Source organism: Streptomyces sp. NPDC107550, from assembly GCF_055639095.1.
This window is the reverse complement of sequence record NZ_JBVKBC010000006.1, coordinates 72351-90437: the sequence shown is the minus strand read 5'-3', so window position 1 is coordinate 90437 and position 18087 is coordinate 72351. Positions and strand designations below refer to the sequence as shown.

General features: G+C 72.9%; 18 protein-coding genes and 1 pseudogene. 8 read left to right on the top strand and 11 right to left on the bottom strand.

Annotated features, from left to right (window positions below; all coding sequences use genetic code 11):
- Positions 1-91 precede the first annotated feature (91 nt).
- Together ACZ7LY_RS11100 and ACZ7LY_RS11095 are read right to left on the bottom strand one after the other, a co-directional pair.
- Positions 92-520, bottom strand: a complete 429-nt coding sequence (locus ACZ7LY_RS11100) for a hypothetical protein (RefSeq protein WP_471624249.1) — start codon at positions 518-520, stop codon at positions 92-94.
- 87 nt (positions 521-607) lie between these two features.
- Complete coding sequence (locus ACZ7LY_RS11095) at positions 608-1009, bottom strand: ATP-binding protein (protein ID WP_471624248.1); 402 nt, start codon at positions 1007-1009, stop codon at positions 608-610.
- Between the two features lie 370 nt (positions 1010-1379).
- Here ACZ7LY_RS11095 and ACZ7LY_RS11090 point away from each other — a divergent pair, with 370 nt between their 5' ends.
- Together ACZ7LY_RS11090 and ACZ7LY_RS11085 are read left to right on the top strand one after the other, a co-directional pair.
- Positions 1380-2249: a helix-turn-helix domain-containing protein gene (locus ACZ7LY_RS11090; RefSeq protein WP_471624247.1), complete on the top strand. Its 870-nt coding sequence runs from the start codon at positions 1380-1382 to the stop codon at positions 2247-2249.
- Positions 2250-2522, top strand: coding sequence for a DUF397 domain-containing protein (locus ACZ7LY_RS11085; RefSeq protein WP_255978745.1), 273 nt, complete (start codon positions 2250-2252; stop codon positions 2520-2522).
- Between the two features lie 327 nt (positions 2523-2849).
- Here the strand turns inward: ACZ7LY_RS11085 and pdxR are convergent, their stop codons facing one another.
- The 3 genes from pdxR to ACZ7LY_RS11070 are packed head-to-tail and all read right to left on the bottom strand — an operon-like array spanning position 2850 to position 5562.
- Complete coding sequence (gene pdxR, locus ACZ7LY_RS11080) at positions 2850-4286, bottom strand: MocR-like pyridoxine biosynthesis transcription factor PdxR (protein WP_471624246.1); 1437 nt, start codon at positions 4284-4286, stop codon at positions 2850-2852.
- A gap of 38 nt (positions 4287-4324) precedes the next feature.
- Positions 4325-4810, bottom strand: coding sequence for an anthrone oxygenase family protein (locus tag ACZ7LY_RS11075; RefSeq protein ID WP_471624245.1), 486 nt, complete (start codon positions 4808-4810; stop codon positions 4325-4327).
- A 59-nt stretch (positions 4811-4869) separates the two neighbouring features.
- Positions 4870-5562 carry a DUF2293 domain-containing protein gene (locus tag ACZ7LY_RS11070; protein WP_471624244.1) on the bottom strand — a complete coding sequence of 231 codons (693 nt, stop codon included), beginning with the start codon at positions 5560-5562 and terminating at the stop codon, positions 4870-4872.
- Between the two features lie 66 nt (positions 5563-5628).
- On the opposite strand from ACZ7LY_RS11070, the gene ACZ7LY_RS11065 reads away from it, so the two are divergent.
- A complete protein-coding gene (locus ACZ7LY_RS11065) occupies positions 5629-6270 on the top strand; it encodes a nucleoside/nucleotide kinase family protein (protein WP_471624243.1) in 642 nt (213 codons plus the stop codon).
- A gap of 207 nt (positions 6271-6477) precedes the next feature.
- Positions 6478-6897, top strand: coding sequence for a CBS domain-containing protein (locus ACZ7LY_RS11060; RefSeq protein WP_471624242.1), 420 nt, complete (start codon positions 6478-6480; stop codon positions 6895-6897).
- 18 nt (positions 6898-6915) lie between these two features.
- On the opposite strand, the gene ACZ7LY_RS11055 is transcribed toward ACZ7LY_RS11060, so the two are convergent.
- Entirely contained in the window at positions 6916-8046 is a 1131-nt protein-coding gene (locus ACZ7LY_RS11055; protein ID WP_471624445.1) for a magnesium and cobalt transport protein CorA, read from the bottom strand.
- Positions 8047-8312: 266 nt separating this feature from the next.
- Between ACZ7LY_RS11055 and ACZ7LY_RS11050 the strand changes: the two genes are divergently transcribed.
- The gene (locus ACZ7LY_RS11050) at positions 8313-9113 is read left to right on the top strand and encodes a methyltransferase domain-containing protein (RefSeq protein WP_471624241.1); all 801 of its coding nucleotides are present in this window, start codon (positions 8313-8315) and stop codon (positions 9111-9113) included.
- Between the two features lie 119 nt (positions 9114-9232).
- On the opposite strand, the gene ACZ7LY_RS11045 is transcribed toward ACZ7LY_RS11050, so the two are convergent.
- Both ACZ7LY_RS11045 and ACZ7LY_RS11040 read right to left on the bottom strand, forming a co-directional pair.
- Positions 9233-10156 carry a carbohydrate kinase family protein gene (locus tag ACZ7LY_RS11045; protein WP_471624444.1) on the bottom strand — a complete coding sequence of 308 codons (924 nt, stop codon included), beginning with the start codon at positions 10154-10156 and terminating at the stop codon, positions 9233-9235.
- Positions 10141-11046 (bottom strand): annotated as a pseudogene (locus ACZ7LY_RS11040) (pseudouridine-5'-phosphate glycosidase). The gene ACZ7LY_RS11045 and the pseudogene ACZ7LY_RS11040 overlap by 16 nt, the downstream one beginning before the upstream one ends.
- A gap of 255 nt (positions 11047-11301) precedes the next feature.
- Here ACZ7LY_RS11040 and ACZ7LY_RS11035 point away from each other — a divergent pair.
- Positions 11302-11736 (top strand): cupin domain-containing protein, encoded by a 435-nt coding sequence (locus ACZ7LY_RS11035; RefSeq protein WP_471624240.1) that lies wholly within the window; start codon positions 11302-11304, stop codon positions 11734-11736.
- Positions 11737-11800: 64 nt separating this feature from the next.
- Here ACZ7LY_RS11035 and ACZ7LY_RS11030 read toward each other — a convergent pair whose 3' ends face one another.
- From ACZ7LY_RS11030 to ACZ7LY_RS11020, 3 genes are all read right to left on the bottom strand, one after another.
- Positions 11801-13024 (bottom strand): MFS transporter, encoded by a 1224-nt coding sequence (locus ACZ7LY_RS11030; protein WP_471624443.1) that lies wholly within the window; start codon positions 13022-13024, stop codon positions 11801-11803.
- Between the two features lie 99 nt (positions 13025-13123).
- Positions 13124-13684: a methylated-DNA--[protein]-cysteine S-methyltransferase gene (locus ACZ7LY_RS11025; RefSeq protein ID WP_471624239.1), complete on the bottom strand. Its 561-nt coding sequence runs from the start codon at positions 13682-13684 to the stop codon at positions 13124-13126.
- A gap of 56 nt (positions 13685-13740) precedes the next feature.
- Positions 13741-14616: a glycerophosphodiester phosphodiesterase gene (locus ACZ7LY_RS11020; protein ID WP_471624238.1), complete on the bottom strand. Its 876-nt coding sequence runs from the start codon at positions 14614-14616 to the stop codon at positions 13741-13743.
- Positions 14617-14882: 266 nt separating this feature from the next.
- On the opposite strand from ACZ7LY_RS11020, the gene ACZ7LY_RS11015 reads away from it, so the two are divergent.
- A complete protein-coding gene (locus tag ACZ7LY_RS11015) occupies positions 14883-15740 on the top strand; it encodes an MHYT domain-containing protein (RefSeq protein WP_471624237.1) in 858 nt (285 codons plus the stop codon).
- A 71-nt stretch (positions 15741-15811) separates the two neighbouring features.
- Positions 15812-17950: an excinuclease ABC subunit UvrB gene (gene uvrB / locus ACZ7LY_RS11010; protein ID WP_471624236.1), complete on the top strand. Its 2139-nt coding sequence runs from the start codon at positions 15812-15814 to the stop codon at positions 17948-17950.
- Positions 17951-18087 lie beyond the last annotated feature (137 nt).

The window sequence follows — 18087 nt, the reverse complement described above, 5'->3', positions numbered from 1 at the left end:
TACGGGAAGGTTGGGGCGTACGGGAAGGTGGGGGCGGCGCCTTCGCGCAGGCGCGGTGGCGAGGGGGCCGTCAGGGAGCGCCGCGGGCGCGTCAGGGCGTGTTGACCGAGCGGGACCAGGCCGGGATGGTGCCCGTGACCCGGCACAGCGCCAGATACAGCGGGATCGGCGGCGTGTACGGCACCGCGCCCTCGGGGCAGTGGATGAGGTCCGGGGTGCGCGCCGCGTCCAGCACGAGCGCCCCCGCCGCGTACCGCGCCGGCTCCGGCCACTCCAGCGCGACGTCGGAGTCGGCCGGCACCAGCCACCACCAGTGCGTGCCGTCCGCGTAGACGCACCCCATCTGCGGCAGCCGCCGGGTCATCGCCCGGGCGAACGCCTCAGGCACCCGTACCGCGTCGCAGCCCAGCGGCGCGGTCATGCCCTCGGGCAAGGCCAGGCGTATGGGCGCGGGAGGGTGCGGGGACCGGCGGGCGGCGCTGCGCCGCCGGGCGAGCCCCACCAGAGTGTCGAGCTGCATCGTCCGCGTCGTCACCACGCACATCCGTTTCCCGCTGTCCCCGCGCAGCACGTTCGTCGTTCTCGTCCGCCTGGTCGGGGCGGACGTTCACCAGGCCCATCCGGCTCCATCGGAGACGTCCGGCACGGGCCCCGGGCCGGGGGCGGACCCCGCGACCCTCGGCAGTTCGGCCCAGACGAGCAGTCCGGGTTCGGTCTCCTGGGCGCCCCACGCGGAGGAGACGGCCGCGACGAGGAGGAGCCCCCTGCCGTGCTCCTCCTCGGGCGTGGTCCGGCCCTCGGCGCGGGGCTCGCCCGGCAGGCAGCCTTCGTCGCGTACCGCTATACGGACGCGCTCACCGGCGGCGTCGCGCAGGTCGTGCAGCTCGCACAGTATGCGTCTGCTGGCCGTGTGCACGATCGCGTTCGTGACCAGCTCGGACACGACGAGTGCCGCCGCGTCGCAGGTGTCCTCGCACGCGCCCCACCGGCTCAGGTGGGCACGCGTCATTCGCCGGGCCTGAGCGGCGGAGCCCGGGTGGGGAGCCAGTTCGAAGCTGCTGCGGCGGACCGGGGCCCCGAGCGGGGTGCCCGGACGGTCACCGAGCGTAGCTTCGCCGGCTTCTGTTCCTAAGGGCGCGGACGGAGTCACGCTTGCCACTATCGCCCCGTCGTGAACACTTGGCAAGAGCCACTCTGAAAAGTGCAGAGTGCAGTGTTCCTCCTGGAGTGGGCATGGCACACTGCTCGCAGCAGCTCGTCGCGCGGCGCCCAACGGGGGCGAACCGCGGGAAACAGCCGGTGACCTCGGTCTCCGGCGCCATTCCGCGGCTGGATTCGAACACTCGGACTACGGGTCGTCTTTACGGGAGGTCAGGGGCGTGAGCGAACCGCGGTCCGCGCCGACGGTCGGCCAGGTCGTGCTCGGCCGCCGCCTCCAGGACCTCCGCGAGGGCGCCGGGCTCAAGCGCGAGGACGCGGCGAAAGTACTCCGCGTGACCGCCGCGACCGTCCGACGCATGGAGACGGCCGAGGTCGCGCTCAAGATCCCCTACCTCCAGCTCCTCCTGAAGTCCTACGGCGTCGCCGACGACGAGGCCGAGTCCTTCGTGCAGCTCGCCGAAGAGGCGAACAAGCCGGGCTGGTGGCAGCGGTACCACGACATCCTCCCCAACTGGTTCTCGATGTACGTGAGCCTGGAGGGCGCCGCCTCCCTCATCCGGTCCTACGACCCGCACTTCGTGCCGGGGCTCCTGCAGACCGAGGACTACGCGCGCGGGGTGCTGCTCTCCGGCGCGATAGGGCGGGCCCTCGCCGACGACCCCGACGTCGTCGAACGGCACGTCGCCCTGCGCATGCAGCGCCAGAACCTCCTGACCCGCGAGGGCGCGCCGCGCGTGTGGATGGTCATGGACGAGACCGCCCTGCGCCGCCCGGTCGGCGACGCGGACGTGATGCGCGCCCAGATCGACCGGTTGCTTGAGGCAATGGAGCTGCCGAACGTCACGCTCCAGATCGCCGAGTTCGCCGCCGGGCCGCACCCGGGCACCTACGGACCCTTCGTCCTGTTCCGATTTGCCATGTCAGAACTGCCGGACATGGTCTACAGCGAGTACCTGACCGGTGCCGTCTACCTCGACGCGCGCCCCGAGGTGGCCACGCACCTCGAAGTCATGGACCGCATGGCGGCGCACGCCGCGACGGCACAACGCACAAAGGAGATCCTCCGCGATCTCCGCAAGGAGCTGTGAATGGACTCGATCAAGGACCGAATACGAGGCGTCGACGGGGAGCCGATCTACAACGGCATGCCCGCGCGCGAACTCGGCAGCGAAGGCTGGCACAAGCCGTGGAGCGGCGGCAACGGGGGCAACTGCCTCGAAGCCATGAAGCTGGCCGATGGGCGGGTCGCCGTCCGTCAGTCCTCGGACCCGGACGGGCCCGCGCTCATCTACACGCCGGGTGAGATCACCGCGTTCATCGAGGGCGCGAAGTCTGGCGCCGCGGACTTTCTCCTGTCCTGACCTTGTCCTCCGTCCGGGGCGGGTTCTTTTGTCGGGCGGGTGTTTTGGGGCCTGGGCGGTTTTCTACGGGGGTTCCGGGCGGGGTGTTGTCGGGGGTGCCGGGGCTTTTTGCCGGGTGGGGTGGCTTGGGTTTGGTGTGGTGGTCCCGGTTCGTCGTGGCTGGTCGCGCAGTTCCCCGCGCCCCTGAGGGGGTTGGTGGGGTGGGGGCGGGTTTTTGGCCGGGTGGCTTGGGGTTGGTGGGGTGGTTCGGGTTCGTCGTGGCTGGTCGCGCAGTTCCTCGCGCCCCTCAGGGGGCTGGTCTCCTCGCGGCCCTGAGGGGCGGGCGGGTCAGGTGGCTTGTAGGGGTGGGAGCAGTGCTTCGCACAGGGCTGTGAGGGCCGCTTCGTATGCTCGGTCCGCCGCTGCCGCGTAACCCACGACCAGGCCGTCCGCCGGGGCCTGCGTGCCGGTCGCCCGCGGGTGCCGGAAGTACGCGAGGCCGTCCAGGGCCACTCCGTGCCGGCCTGCCGCCTCCAGCGCCGCCGCTTCCGTGCCGGCCGGCAGCCGCAACACCGCGTGCAGCCCCGCAGCGATCCCCGTCACCTCCACCCGCGGCGCCCGCCGCGCCAGCACCGCCACCAGCCGGTCCCGCCGCCCCCGGTACCGCTGCCGCATCCGCCGCACATGCCGGTCGTACGCCCCTGACGCCACGAACTCCGCGAGCGCGAGCTGCTCCAACACCCCCGCCCACGCCTCCCGTTCGCCCTTCGCCGCGACGACCTCGCCCACCAGCTCACGCGGCAGCACCATCCACCCCAGCCGCAGCGCGGGGGAGAGGCTCTTGCTCACCGACCCCACGTATACGACCCGCTCCGGATCGAGCCCCTGCACGGCGCCGACCGGCTTACGGTCGTAACGGAACTCCCCGTCGTAGTCGTCCTCCAGCACGAAACCGTCCCGCACCCGCGCCCAGTCCACCGCCGCCGCCCGCCGCTCCGCATGCAGCGGCCCACCGGTCGGGAACTGATGCGCCGGCGTCAACAACACCCCCCGCCCCCGGAACCCCGCCAACTCCGCGACCCGCGCCCCGCCCTGATCCACCGCCACCGGCACGGTCCGCACCCCGGCCCGCTCCACCAGCGCCCGATGGAACGGCAAGCCGTACTCCTCCACCGCCAGCGGCCCGCGCAGCACCCCCTCCCCGTACAGCAGCCGCAGCGCGTGCGCGAACCCCGAGCAGATCACGATCCGGCCCGGTTCCGTCCGCACCCCGCGCGCCCGCGCCAGGTACTCCGCGAGCGCCGTCCGCAGTTCGATCCTGCCCTGCGGATCACCGGGCCCGAACGCCGCCGTCGGCGCCTGCGCCAACGCCCGCCGGTACGCCCGCGCCCACGCCTCCCTCGGGAACGCCGACGCGTCCGGCGCGCCCTGCCGCAGATCGTGCGCCGGTCCGCCGGAACGCTCCGGGACCCGCGCGGGCTCCCGCTCCGCCGCGCCCGGCGCCCCGGCCCGGTCCGCGACCCGCGTGCCCGAGCCCTGGCGCGCCGTGAGCCAGCCCTCGGCGACGAGTTCGGCGTAGGCGTCGGCCACCGTGTTGCGGGCCACGCCGAGATCCGCCGCCAGCGCCCGGTACGGCGGCAGTCGCATACCGGCGGCGAGCCGTCCCGACCGCACCGCCTCCCGCAACGCCCGCGCGAGCGCCCCCCGCCTACTGCCCGAACCCGCCAGCTCCAGATGCAGATCGACCCCGAGTCGCTCCGCGGCATCGACCCATGACTCCGCCACGACAGCGCACCCTACCGGCGGTCAGTCCGTCGCCCCGCTCAGGTCAGCGCCAGCACGAACAGCCCCGAGGAGACGGCCGCCGCCGCGGCCCGTATGTGGTTCCACCACACCCACTCGCGCAGGTAGACCTGCCAGTACGCGGCGCTGGACTCCGCCTCCTCCGCGCCCGCGAGGCCCGCCAGCGCCTCGTTGCGCGGCACGTTCGCCGCGACCGTCACCCCGAACGAACCCGCCAGATACAACGCCGCCCCCGCCAGCAGCTCCACCGTCGCCCCCTCGGGCCACAGCACGAACGTCACGACGGCGATCACCGCGCACAGCGCCGCCGCCCCCATGAAGACGACCATGAAGGGGGCCGACACGGCCGCCACGTTGATCGCGTTCATCGCGGCGATCCCGCGCGCGGCCGGCAACGCCCCGAGCCCGCGCATCACGAACGTGGAGAACGCCACGAACACCCCCGCGGACACCCCGCACCACAGCGCGCCCAGCACCACCAGCGCAAAATACGGTCCCTCGACCATCCCGCCCCCCTCGGATCTCTCGCCCCGCCCGGGATCATGCCTCACATCGGCCCCCGGCATCAGCCTCCGCCGTCGACCCCCGCCGCCCGCCAGCCCTCCAGCACCCGCGCCACCGGCCCCGCCACCAGCGCCCGCGCCTCCTTCCATCCGACGCCCTCCATCAACATCTGGTCGTACGCGGTGTCGACATGCCGCACCGCCGCCCGCACCGCCGCCTCCACCGCACCCGGCGCCAGCGCCCGCCCCGCCGCGCTGCGCCCGACGCGGCCGCTGCCGCGCAGGGCCGCGTGCGCCGCGACGGCCGCCGCCCGCTCCTCGGGGCAGCCCGGGAACAGCCGCCGTATCTCCGCCGCGAACTCCGCCACGAACCGCTCGTCGGCCGCCGCCCGCCGCCGCGCGTCCCGCACCCTGCGCCGCGCCCGCGCGTCCGCGTCCGCCAGGCACCGCCGCTCCGCCCGCGCCAGCGCCGCCTCCTCCACGAGGACGCCTTGGCGCTCGTACCGGCCGCGCCGCCGATGGAAGCGGACCACCACCGCCGACAGCGCGCTCTCCTCCCGCGCCCGCCGCGTCAACGCCGTGTCCCCGCGCGGCAGATACACCAGAAGCGCGAGGTCCGCGCAGACCAGGCAGCGCGGCCGGCCCTCCGCCAGCACCAGCAGGGCCAGCGGCCCCGACCGGCAGACGGCACAGCGTCTGCTCTTGACCGGCTGGAACACGACGGGCCCGCGCCCCGCCACGACTCCGCTGCTCATACCCGCTTCATGCCCGCAGGGTGGCCCCCGCAACGCCCCTCCGCCGCGCCCGCCCCGCCCTGCATCATGGGACGTGTGCGACTCGAAGCGATCACCTGGGAACGGCTCGGCGACCGGCTCGCCGAGCGGCTGCTCGACCTGAAGCCGGCCGACGGCGGCCCCTGGCCCAAGGTCGCCTTCGACGGTGCCCCCGCGGCCCGCCCGGGCGACCTCGCCGCCCGCGTCGGCGAGGCCCTGCGCGTGCGCGGACGCCCCTCGCTCGTGGTCGCCGCCGAGGGCTTCCTGCGCCCGGCCTCCCTGCGCTACGAGTTCGGAAGGGAGGACGTGGAGTCGTACTACAGCGGCTGGTTCGACACGGGCGCGCTGTGGCGCGAGGTGTTCGGCCCGCTCGAACCGGACGGCACCGGCCGGGTGCTGCCCGACCTGTGGGACCCCGCCACGGACCGTGCCACGCGCAGCCCGTACACCGAACTGCCGCCCGGCGGAGTCCTGTTGCTGCATGGTCCTCTTCTCCTTCAGCACTGGTTCCCCTTCGACCTCACCGTTCACGTCGGCCTCTCCGCGGGGGCCCTGCGGCGGCGTACGCCCGAGGCCGACCGCTGGACCCTGCCGGCCTTCGCCCGCTACGACACCGAGACCGACCCGGCCGCCACGGCGGATGTCGTCGTACGCGCGGACGACCCCCGCCACCCCGCCTGGAACGGCTGAGCCCGCACCGCCCGGTCCGCACCGACCCGGCCGGCCCGCGCCCACCCGTACCCGCCCGGCCCGCTCCGACCCGTACCCGCCCGGCCCGCTCCGACGTGCGTGGTGCCGGGCCCCCGGCGAGACTGAGGGCGGTCGCGCAGGTCACGACGTCCCGCGTCGTGCCGCAGTGCGCGGGCCGACCCCCATCCCCGTCACGGGAGGTACGACATGACCACCGCCGCGGACATCATGCATCCGGGTGCGCGCTGGATACCCGGCCACGAGACCCTCGACCGCGCCGCCCAGCTCATGCGCGAGCACAACGTCGGCGCGCTGCCGGTCAGCGACGAGAACGAGCGCCTCTCCGGCATCATCACCGACCGCGACATCGTCGTGGACTGCGTCGCCATGGGCCACGACCCGGCCAAGGTCACCGCGAGCGAACTGGCCAAGGGCACCCCCCGCTGGATCGACGCGGACGCCGACATCGCCGCCGTCCTGCACGAGATGCAGGACCACCAGATCCGCCGGCTGCCCGTCATCAAGGACAAGAAGCTCGTCGGCATGATCAGCGAGGCCGACCTCGCCGTCCACCTCAGCGACGACCAGATCGCCGCGTGGGTCGAGAGCGTCTACGCCAAGGAGTGAGCGGGCGCCGGGCGCGGCTCACAGCCAGCCGTTGCGCTTGAACCCCCGGTACACGGCCACACAGATCGCGGCTATGACCCCCAGCATCAGCGGATATCCGTACCGCCAGTGCAGCTCCGGCATGTGGTCGAAGTTCATGCCGTAGATCCCGCAGCCCATCGTCGGAACGGCGACGATCGCCGCCCACGCGGTGATCTTGCGCATGTCCTCGTTCTGCGCGACGGTCACCTGGGCGAGATGGGCCTGGAGGATCGAGTTGAGCAACTCGTCGAAGCCCGCTATCTGTTCGGCCGCGCGCAGCAAGTGGTCCGACACGTCCCGGAAGTACGCCTGTATCTCGGGCGGGACCACCGGAAAGGGCCGCCCGGACAGCTCCTGTATCGGGCGGGCCAGCGGGGTCACCGCCCGCTTCAGCTCCAGCAGTTCGCGCTTGAGCTGGTAGATGCGGCCCGCGTCGGCGCGCTCGCCCTGGCGCCCGAACACCTCCGTCTCGACCTCGTCGATGTCGGCCTGCACCTCGTCGATCACGGTCAGATAGTCGTCGACGACACTGTCCGCGATGGCGTGCAGCACCGCCGCCGGCCCCTTGGCGAGCTGGTCCGGGTCCGCCTCAAGGCCCTCGCGCACCGGCCCCAGCGACCCGTGCCGGCCGTGCCGCACGGTGACGACGAAGTCGTGCCCGACGAACACCATGATCTCGCCGGTGTCGACGACCTCGCTGGTCGCCGTCAGCTCCGCGTGCTCCACGTAGCAGACTGTCTTTAGGACCGCGAACAGCGTGTCCCCGTACCGCTCGACCTTGGGCCGCTGATGCGCGTGCACCGCGTCCTCGACGGCCAGCGGGTGCAGCTCGAACAGCTCGGCGATGTCCGCGATCTCCGCCTCGGACGGCTCGTGCAGCCCCAGCCAGACGAATCCGTCGTCGCCCGCCTTGCGCACCGCCCGCACCGCTTCCCGCAGGTCCTCGCCGCCCCGCTCGCGCCTGCCGCGCCGGTAGGTCACGCAGTTCACGACGGCCGAGCCGAGCGGGGAGCGCGCCGGGTGGCTCAGGTCCACCCGGGGCCGCCGCCGCGCCAGCCGTGCGACCTTCCGCAGTCCGCCCACCGGGCGCAGGCTGCCGACCCTCCGCAGGTTCCCCGCCATCGCCATGCTCTGCTCCTCGCGCCGGATCGCGTACGTGCTCCGTCCCATGCCTCGCCTCGCTCCCGGGCCGGATGCCCGGTTGCGTGAAGGCCACTTGGCGAGCCAGTCTGCCAGCCGCCACCGACATCGGTCAGAGCCTGTGGGAACGGAACATTCCGTTCCGGGTGTGCGGGGGCATTCGCGTCTCCGTGGGTGCTCGGGGAGGAACCGCCATCAGCCGTACGAGCCGTGCCGTACCCGGCATTCGGCCGCACTGCTGGGATGATCGGACCATGACGGACTCCGGCGGACACTCGTACCTCCTCGACAACCGGCAGGCCGAGGCGGGTGAACGGTTCGACGCCCTCGCAACCCTGTTCGACCCCACGACCTTCCGGCACCTCGAACGGTTCGGCATCGGCTCCGGCTGGCGCTGCTGGGAGGTCGGCGCGGGCGGCACCTCCGTGGTCTCCTGGCTGGCCCGCAAGGTGGGGCCGACCGGCCGCGTCCTCGCCACCGACATCGATACCTCCTGGCAGTCCGGCGCCCCGCGCACCCCCGTCGAGGTCCGCCGGCACGACATCGGCGCCGACGAACCGCCCGCCGAGACCTTCGACCTGGTCCACGCCCGCCTCGTCCTCGTCCATGTCCCCGACCGGGAACGGGCGTTGAGGTCGATGATCGGCGCCCTGCGTCCCGGCGGCAGGCTCCTGCTCGAAGACGCCGACCCGGCCCTGCAACCCTTGCTCTGCCCCGACGAGTACGGCCCCGAGCAGCAGTTGGCCAACCGGCTGCGCCATGGCTTCCGCGCGCTGCTCGCCGAGCGCGGCGCCGATCTGTCCTACGGCCGCAAACTGCCCCGGCTGCTGCGCGAGGCGGGGCTGCGCCAGGTCGAGTCCGACGCGTACTTCCCCGTCGCCTCACCGGCCTGCACCGCCCTCGAACTCGCCACCGTGCGGCAGATCCGTACGACATTGGTCGAAGCGGGGCTCGCCACCGACGCCGACATCGACCGTCACCTCGCCAACGTGGCCGAAGGGTCCATGGACCTCGCCACCGCCCCGCTCATCTCGGCATGGGGCCGCAAGGCGTAGCGCGCGCCGACTCCGCGTGGCGTGGCCATCTCGTACGGCCGACCTCGCAGGGCGCCCCTCGGGAGGCGCCCCGGGCGCGGGGGCGAGCGGGGAGCGCGGGGAGGGTGTGGGCGCCCCGGTCATGGCTTTGGGGGTCGCCCGCCGATCACCCCGACCGCCGTCGCCCCCGCCCGGCACCCCGCCTCCAGGGCGCCCCGCCAGCCCGCGCCCCGCAGCCGCGCCGCGATCAGCGCCCCCGTGAACGCGTCCCCGGCGCCCGTGGAGTCCCGTACGGCGACATCCCGCACCCCGCGCGCGCGTTCCCGTACCGCGCCTTCGCGCGCCAGGCACGCCCCGGCCCGGCCCGCCTTGACGATGACCACCGGGAAGCGCCGGCTCAACTCCGCGCCCGCCGCCTCCGGTCCGCCCGCCCCGCCGAGCAACACCGCCTCGTCGACGCTCGGGAGCAGGACGTCGGCCCCGGCCGCGAGCGCGAGGAAACGTTCCGCGCCGAGTTTCCGCAGGAAGCCCGCCGACGCCGGATCGACACTCACCGGCACACCACGCGCGCGTGCGTCACGCGAAGCCGCCGCCACGAGCGCCCGGCCCGGCGCGGAGAAGAACAGGTAGCCCGACAGATGCAGCCAGCCCGCGCCGTCGAGGACCGCCGGCGACCAGTCCTCGGGGCCGAGGCGCGAGGACGCCCCGCTGTCCGTCAGAAACGTCCGCTCGCCGCCGTTCCCCGCGTCCACCAGGCTGATCACCGAGGCGGTCGCCGCCTCCCCGTCCACCACCAGACGCGGCCGCACGCCCGCGCGGACCAGCGCCTCCTCGTGCCAGTGCGCCGACTCCGCGCCGACCCGCCCGAGCAGCGTCACGCGGCAGCCCGCGCGGGCCGCCCAGCAGGCGACGTTGGCGCCCGCGCCGCCCGGCACCGTGCGGATGGCCGCCGCCGTGTCCGTGCCGGACGCCAGGGGGCCGCGGTGCCGGGCGACGACGTCCGTGACGACATCGCCGACCACCAGGAGCGCCGCGCCGTCCGACGCCTTCACGCCCCGGCCCAGGCCGACGCGATCCGTCCCGCCAGGCGTACGTTGCCGCGCACCGCCGCCAGATTGGCCTACAGGGAGGCGCCTTCGGTGTGCCGGGCCAGGTAGGCGAGGAGGAACGGGGTGACGGCCTGGCCCGTGACGCCCTCCAGGTCGCAGGCGCGCAGCCCGTTCTCCAGCACGCGCGCGTGGAGCGCCGGATCGAGCTGCTCGGACTCGGGGACGGGGTTGGCGACGACGAGGGCCGCGTCCCCGCCGCCGAGCGCGTCCTGCGCCCGCATCACGGCGGCGACCTCGCCCGGGGAGCGCAGGGTCCAGTCCACGGGCTCCCCGGAGTCGGCGAGGTAGAAGCCCGGGAAGCGGTCGGTCCCGTAACCCGCCACGGACACGCCGAGCGTCTCCAGGCGCTGGAGCGTCGCCGGGACGTCCAGGATCGACTTCACGCCCGCGCAGACCACCGTGATCCGGGTCCGCGCCAGCAGCCCCAGGTCCGCCGACTCGTCCTGCGTCTGCGTCCAGCCCCGGTGCACCCCGCCGAGCCCGCCCGTGGCGAAGACCCGTACACCCGCGCGCGCGGCGAGCAGGGCGGTGGCCGAGACGGTCGTGGCGCCGCTCGCGCCGGTCGCCACCGCGAGCGGCAGGTCCCGTCGGCTGAGCTTGCGCATGCCGTCCTCGTGGGCGACACGAGCCAACTGGCCGTCGTCCAGGCCGACACGCGGCTGCCCGTCGAGCACCGCGATCGTCGCGGGGACCGCGCCCTCCTGGCGGACGGCCTGCTCCAACTCCCGCGCCACCGCCAGGTTCCGGGGGCGCGGCAGCCCGTGCGCGATGATCGTCGACTCCAGCGCCACCACCGGACGCCCCGCCTCCAGCGCGTCCCGTACCTCGTCCGCCACGACCACCATGCGCACGCCTCCCGCCCGTCGGCCTGTCCTCACCGACATCCCTGGCGGACGGGCGCCCCTCTCAAACCCGCGAGCCGCCTCCGCGGGAGTGGCCCGAGACGCAGGGGACCCGCACGCCCGCGCGCTCCTGTCGACAAAGGGCTTTACGCACCCGGGGAGCGGCTGTCCCCTCGACGGGCCGTCCAGTCGGCGGGGCGTAGACGGGACGAGCCGTCCAGTGAGGGAAGAGGCGCAGGTCAACTAGGGTGACCGCTCATGACCACGAACGAACCGGCCACCGCTGTGACCACCCCGGCCGACGGCGCGGACGAGCCGCCCGCCACCGAGCAGCCGGCCACCGAGACCTCCGCCTCCTTCGCCGTGAGCGTCCCCGACGCGGTCCTCGAACCGGAGCCGCTCGACGCCGACCAGATCGTCTCCGGGCAGCCCGTCGTCACCGGCAAGGTGCTCTGGGAGTCCGCCGACGGCAAGCAGCTTCGCGGGCTGTGGCAGATCACCCCCGGCGTGGTCACCGACACGGAGGCCAACGAACTGTTCGTGGTCGTCAGCGGGCGCGCCACCGTCGAGGTCGAGGGCGGCGACACGCTGGAACTGGCCCCTGGCAGCGCGGCCGTGCTCCGCGAGGGCGACCGCACGACGTGGACCGTCCACGAGACGCTGCGCAAGGCGTACCACATCACCCTGAGCTGACCACGGGCCCTCACCGACGCGGCCCGGCCACGCCGTCTCCTACGCGGCCTGGCCGCGCCGTCTCCTACGCGGGCCGGCCGCGCCGCGTGAACAGCGTGAGCGCGGCCAGCGGGAGGAGCAGACACGCCACCGCCAGGTTGAGCCAGCCGTAGCTCGCCGTCGCCATGACCAGGCCCGCGCCGCCCCCGCCGAGCCCCGCGGCCACGCTCGTCGTCGTGTCCGACAGGCCCTGCGCGGCCGCCCGCGCCGCCTGCGGCACGGAGTCGGTGAGCAGCGCGGAGCCCGCGACAAGCCCAGCCGACCAGCCCAGCCCCAGCACGAACAGCCCTGCCGCGCTCTGCGCGTGGTGGCCGCCGGCGGTCCCGGCGAGCAGCGCCGCGCACGCCAGCAGGGCCATCGAGAGCCCGATCACCGACAACCGGCCGAAACGATCCGCCAGCTTGCCCATCACCGGCGAGAAGGCGTACATGCCGGCGATGTGCCCGCTGATCACCAGTCCGATCAACTCGATGCCCGCGCCGTGGTGTTCGAGGTCGACCGGCGTCATCGACATCACCGACACCATCGTCGTGTGCGACACCGCGACGGTCGCGAGCGCCAGCCTCGCGCGCGGGGACGCCCACACCGCCGCGAGACCCGCCCTCAGCGAGCGCGCCAGCGCGCTCTGCTCCTCCGCCGGCGCCAGCGCCCGCGCCGTCAGCAGCGGGTCGGGCCGCAGCAGGACGTGCACGACCGCCGCCGCGACCAGGAACACCCCGGCCGCCCACACGAACGGCCCCGCCTCCGGCGGTATCCCGAGCCCGGTGACGCTGCGGCCCGCGGGCGCCGCGATGTTGGGCCCGAGGACCGCGCCGATCGTCGTCGCCCACACGACCGTGGAGATGGCGCTCGCCCGCCGGTCCGGCTCGGCCAGATCCGCCGCCGCGTACCGCGCCTGGAGGTTCGCCGTGGAGGCCGCGCCGAAGCCCACGAGGCCCGTCAGCATCAGCGGGAAACTCCCCAGCGCGGCACCGACCACGGTGACCACCGCGCCGACCGCGCCGATCAGGTAGGCGAGGACCAGACCGGCCCGCCGCCCCCGCGCGTTCATCAGCGAGGCCAGCGGCATCGACAGCACCGCCGTACCGGCCACGCTCGCCGTGGACGCCAGCCCCGACAGCGCCTCGTCGCCGCTCACCTTCTTGGCGAGCACCGTCGCCAGCGCGATACCCGTGGCGGTGCCGAGCCCGCCGAGTATCTGGGAGGCCACCAGCACCCGCTGCGTACGCCGCTGCACCGCGCCGCCCACGCGCGCGTCCTCCGACGCGTCCTCCGCGCGCTGCGACCGCACCCCGCCCACACCCACCGACGCCCCCCTGATCACCTGTCCCGAACCTCCGGGACCCTCTCAGAACAACGGCTCGGGCAACACCCCCTCCAGCGCCAACAACGCGCGCTTGGTCTCCAGACCGCCCCCGAACCCCCCGATGCCGCCGTCCCGCTCCACGACCCGGTGACAGGGCACCACGACCGGCAGCGGGTTCGCCCCCATAGCCGTCCCGACCGCCTGCGCCGCCCCCGGCTGCCCCACCCGGCGCGCCAGGTCCCCGTACCCGACGACCGCGCCGTAGGGCACGCCGCGCGCCAGCTCGCGCAGCACCTGTCGGTTGAACCCGCCGATCAGCGACCAGTCAAGCGGCAGGTCGAAGACCTGACGGCGGCCCGCGAAGTACTCCCGCAACTGCCCCGCCGCCTCGGCGAGCAGCGGGGCGTCCGGCGCGTGCAGCGGCTCGGCCCCGAACCGGGAACCGAGCCGCTCCAGCGTCCTGTCCCGCACGGCGTCGGTCGCGTGGAAGACGACCTGCGCGAGGCCCTCGTCCGTCGCGGCGAGCAACAGCGGCCCGATGGCGCTGTCCACGACGGCCCAGACCACCCGCCGGCCGTCCTCGTTCTGCCCAGTGGCGTTCATGCCGACCACCGTACGGGCGGGCACTGACAACGCCCCCTGACGAGGGCGCCGGACCCTCAGTCCCGGACGGCCGCGCGCACCACGTCCGGCGCGTTCGTGATGATGCCGTCCACGCCGAAGCCGGCCACGCGGCGGGCCGTGTCGGCGTCGTTCACCGTCCAGGTGAACACCTCCAGCGGCTTGCCGTGCGGCCCCTTGAAGGCGTGCACGGCCGCCACGTACCCGGCGGAGATCGTCGTGTGCGAGGGGTTGATCTGGTCCACGAAGGTCGCGTAGCCGGGCAGCTCGGCGACCTTCGGCGTGCCGAGGAAGCCGGTCTTGATGTCCGGGCGCCGCTCGTGGACCGCGCGCACGCTGTCCGCGCTGAAGCTCTGCACGACCAGACGGTTCTTGACGTGCCCCTTGTTCAGCCAGCCGTCCTTGCCGAGCCGGGCGAGGATCTGGTCCTCGATGCCCGGGTACAGCTCCGGCGACTTGATCTCCAGCAGGAGCTTCTGGTGGTTGTGGTCGACCCGCCTCAGGTACGCGTCGAGGGTCGGCACGCGCGCGCCCGCGTACGCGGGGTCCTTCCAACTGCCCGCGTCGAGCTTGGCGATCTCCGCGGCCGTGAAGTCCTTCACGTTCCAGGGAGCGCGGCCCGGATAGACCTCCTCCACGTTCGTGGTGCGCGCAAGGGTCGTGTCGTGGATGACGACGAGCTTGCCGTCCTTGGTGCGCTGCACGTCGTTCTCGACCCAGGTGATGCCGAGGTCGTGCGCCTTGTCGATGGAGTCGAGCGTGTTCTCGGGGGCGTACGCGGAGGCGCCGCGGTGCGCGACCACCACCTGATGGTCGTCGGGGGAGGCGGCCTGCGCGGCCGTGGGCAGGACCAGGACGCCGATGACGACCGAACCGGTCACCGTGGCGAGTGCGGCTGCTGCACGTGCGGACACATCTGCTCCTCATGCGTCGGTGGATCACCGTCGGCACGAGACTGACAGTCAGGTGCCAACGGAAAACAGGCGAAGGATGGTCAGAGGTTGAACTGCGTTATCCAACTGCGACCGCCCCCGTGCAGGAAGCGGGGAGGCTTTGCCGGAAAATCGTTCGGGCGTTCCCGTGTGAGCTTTAATCAGGCTCATCCGAGGCCGCCCCGGCGCCTGCGAAGGGAAGCCGGGTAGACCATCTCAGGCACGACAGGGCGGAAGGGCTGCGACACATGCAGGGCACGGTCGACGGCTTCAGTTACGGACTCGTCACTCCCGTGGTGGCGTACTTCATGGCCTGCCTCGGCGGCGCGCTCGGCCTGCGGTGCACCACGAGATCCCTCCTGGTGGCCAACACCTGGCGGGCCGGCTGGCTCGCGCTCGGCTCCGCCGCGATCGGCTCCGGCATCTGGACGATGCACTTCATCGCCATGATGGGCTTCACCGTGAAGGGTGTGCCGATCCACTACGACAAGCCGATCACGTTCGCCAGCCTCGGCGTCGCCATCGTCATGGTCGGCATCGGCGTCTTCATCGTCGGCTACAAGGGCGCGACGGGCCCCGCCCTGTTCACCGGCGGCACGATCACCGGGCTCGGCGTCGCCACGATGCACTACCTGGGCATGGCCGGAATGCGCCTGCACGGGACGCTCCAGTACAACACCTTCACCGTCGCGGCCTCCGTGGTGATCGCCATGGCCGCCGCCACCGCCGCCCTGTGGGCCGCCGTCCAGATCCGCGGCATCGTCTGGAGCCTCGGCGCGAGCCTCGTCATGGGGCTCGCCGTCTCCGGCATGCACTACATGGGCATGGCGGGCGTCAGCGTGCACCTCCATAGCGTCACGTCCGGCAGCCCCGGTGGCGATTCCGCCGCCAGCATCCTCGCCCCGATGCTCATCGGCCCGCTCTGCTTCCTGCTCCTGGCCGGTGTCGTCGTCCTGTTCGACCCGATGATGGTCATGGGCCGCCCCGACTGGCGCGACGCCCGCGAGGCCGCCGAGCAGCGCCCCGGCACCCCCGCCCGCCGCATCGTCGCCGCCCCGCCCCGCGGCCCCCGCCGCGAACCCTCACGGGCCCCTCAGGGCTGGTGAGAGGGGCCCGAGGCCCGGGCGCCGCCGCGGTTCGACCCCGGTTGTCAGTGGGTGGTCGTACGGTGGAGAACATGCGGCCCGTATCCCAGATCGAACGCACGGTGGCGCCTTTCGAGGTCGTCAGCCCGTACCAGCCCAGCGGTGACCAGCCGGCGGCCATCGCCGAGCTGGAGAAGCGCATCACCGCGGGCGAGAAGGACGTCGTCCTGCTCGGCGCGACCGGCACCGGCAAGTCCGCCACCACCGCGTGGATGATCGAGAAGCTCCAGCGCCCCACGCTCGTGATGGCGCCGAACAAGACGCTGGCGGCCCAGCTCGCCAACGAGTTCCGCGAGCTGCTGCCGAACAACGCGGTGGAGTACTTCGTCTCGTACTACGACTACTACCAGCCCGAGGCGTACGTCCCGCAGTCGGACACGTACATCGAGAAGGACTCCTCGATCAACGAGGAAGTGGAGCGCCTGCGCCACTCCGCGACGAACTCGCTGCTGACCCGCCGCGACGTCGTCGTGGTCGCCTCCGTCTCCTGCATCTACGGCCTCGGCACCCCGCAGGAGTACGTGGACCGCATGGTCCCGCTGAAGGTCGGCGCCGAGATCGACCGGGACGAGCTGCTGCGCCGCTTCGTGGACATCCAGTACACGCGCAACGACCTGGCGTTCCAGCGCGGCACCTTCCGGGTGCGCGGCGACACCATCGAGATCTTCCCGGTCTACGAGGAGCTCGCCGTCCGCATCGAGATGTTCGGCGACGAGATCGAGGCACTCTCCACGCTGCACCCGCTCACCGGCGAGGTCATCAGCGACGACGAGTCCCTGTACATCTTCCCCGCCTCGCACTACGTGGCCGGCCCCGAGCGCCTGGAGCGCGCGGTCAACGACATCGAGAAGGAACTGGTCGAGCGCCTGGCCGAGCTGGAGAAGCAGGGCAAGCTGCTGGAGGCCCAGCGGCTGCGCATGCGCACCACGTACGACATCGAGATGCTGCGCCAGATCGGCTCCTGCTCCGGCGTGGAGAACTACTCGATGCACTTCGACGGCCGCGAGCCCGGCTCCCCGCCGAACACGCTGCTGGACTACTTCCCCGACGACTTCCTCCTCGTCATCGACGAGTCGCACGTCACCGTGCCGCAGATCGGCGCCATGTACGAGGGCGATGCCTCCCGCAAGCGCACCCTCGTCGACCACGGCTTCCGGCTGCCCTCGGCGCTCGACAACCGCCCGCTGAAGTGGGAGGAGTTCCAGGAGCGCGTCGGACAGACCGTCTACCTGTCCGCGACACCCGGCGCCTACGAGCTGGCCCGCTCCGACGGCCACGTCGAGCAGATCATCCGCCCCACCGGCCTCGTCGACCCCGAGGTCGTCGTCAAGCCCACCGAAGGGCAGATCGACGACCTGGTGCACGAGATCCGCACCCGCGTCGAGAAGGACGAGCGTGTCCTCGTCACGACGCTCACCAAGAAGATGGCCGAGGACCTCACGGACTACTTCCTGGAGATGGGCATCCAGGTCCGCTATCTACACAGCGACGTCGACACCCTGCGCCGCGTCGAGCTGCTGCGCGAACTGCGCGCCGGCGAGTACGACGTCCTGGTCGGCATCAACCTGCTGCGCGAGGGCCTCGACCTGCCCGAGGTCTCCCTGGTGGCGATCCTCGACGCCGACAAGGAGGGCTTCCTGCGCTCCGGCACCTCGCTGATCCAGACCATCGGCCGTGCCGCGCGTAACGTGTCGGGCCAGGTCCATATGTACGCGGACAAGATCACTCCGGCGATGGAGAAGGCTATCGACGAGACCAACCGCCGCCGCGAGAAGCAGGTCGCGTACAACGAGGCGCACGGCATCGACCCGCAGCCGCTGCGCAAGAAGATCAACGACATCGTCGCCTCCATCGCGCGCGAGGACGTCGACACCGAGGCGCTGCTCGGCACCGGCTACCGCAAGGGCGGCAAGGACGGGAAGAGCGCGAAGGCGCCCGTGCCGGCGCTCGGCAAGGCGGACACCGGGGCCAAGAAGAAGCGCGGCAAGGCCGCCGACACCGTGCCCACCGACCGGCCCGCGGCCGAGCTGGCGGAGCAGATCGAGGAGATGACCGAGCGGATGCGCGCGGCCGCCGCCGATCTCCAGTTCGAGATCGCGGCCCGGCTGCGCGACGAGGTCTCCGAGATGAAGAAGGAGCTGCGTCAGATGAAGGAGGCCGGTATCGCTTGACCTGCGCGGGTGGGGGAGCGCGGTGTGTTGCAAGACCGCCACAAAACCCCGCCCGCTCTGGCGGCGTTGTCAGTGCCCCCCTCTAGGGTTTGGACCAACCGCGCGCACGCGCGGCAACAGGGGACGGTTCGAGAGGG

Bases quoted from the DNA above. Each gene is read 5' to 3' on its own strand.
- ACZ7LY_RS11100 (WP_471624249.1), bottom strand. From the start codon at position 520: ATGCAGCTCGACACTCTGGTGGGGCTCGCCCGGCGGCGCAGCGCCGCC.
- ACZ7LY_RS11095 (WP_471624248.1), bottom strand. From the start codon at position 1,009: ATGACGCGTGCCCACCTGAGCCGGTGGGGCGCGTGCGAGGACACCTGC.
- ACZ7LY_RS11085 (WP_255978745.1), top strand. From the start codon at position 2,250: ATGGACTCGATCAAGGACCGAATACGAGGCGTCGACGGGGAGCCGATC.
- ACZ7LY_RS11075 (WP_471624245.1), bottom strand. From the start codon at position 4,810: ATGGTCGAGGGACCGTATTTTGCGCTGGTGGTGCTGGGCGCGCTGTGG.
- ACZ7LY_RS11070 (WP_471624244.1), bottom strand. From the start codon at position 5,562: ATGAGCAGCGGAGTCGTGGCGGGGCGCGGGCCCGTCGTGTTCCAGCCG.
- ACZ7LY_RS11065 (WP_471624243.1), top strand. From the start codon at position 5,629: ATGGGACGTGTGCGACTCGAAGCGATCACCTGGGAACGGCTCGGCGAC.
- ACZ7LY_RS11060 (WP_471624242.1), top strand. From the start codon at position 6,478: ATGACCACCGCCGCGGACATCATGCATCCGGGTGCGCGCTGGATACCC.
- ACZ7LY_RS11055 (WP_471624445.1), bottom strand. From the start codon at position 8,046: ATGGCGATGGCGGGGAACCTGCGGAGGGTCGGCAGCCTGCGCCCGGTG.
- ACZ7LY_RS11050 (WP_471624241.1), top strand. From the start codon at position 8,313: ATGACGGACTCCGGCGGACACTCGTACCTCCTCGACAACCGGCAGGCC.
- ACZ7LY_RS11035 (WP_471624240.1), top strand. From the start codon at position 11,302: ATGACCACGAACGAACCGGCCACCGCTGTGACCACCCCGGCCGACGGC.
- ACZ7LY_RS11025 (WP_471624239.1), bottom strand. From the start codon at position 13,684: ATGAACGCCACTGGGCAGAACGAGGACGGCCGGCGGGTGGTCTGGGCC.
- ACZ7LY_RS11015 (WP_471624237.1), top strand. From the start codon at position 14,883: ATGCAGGGCACGGTCGACGGCTTCAGTTACGGACTCGTCACTCCCGTG.
- uvrB (WP_471624236.1), top strand. From the start codon at position 15,812: ATGCGGCCCGTATCCCAGATCGAACGCACGGTGGCGCCTTTCGAGGTC.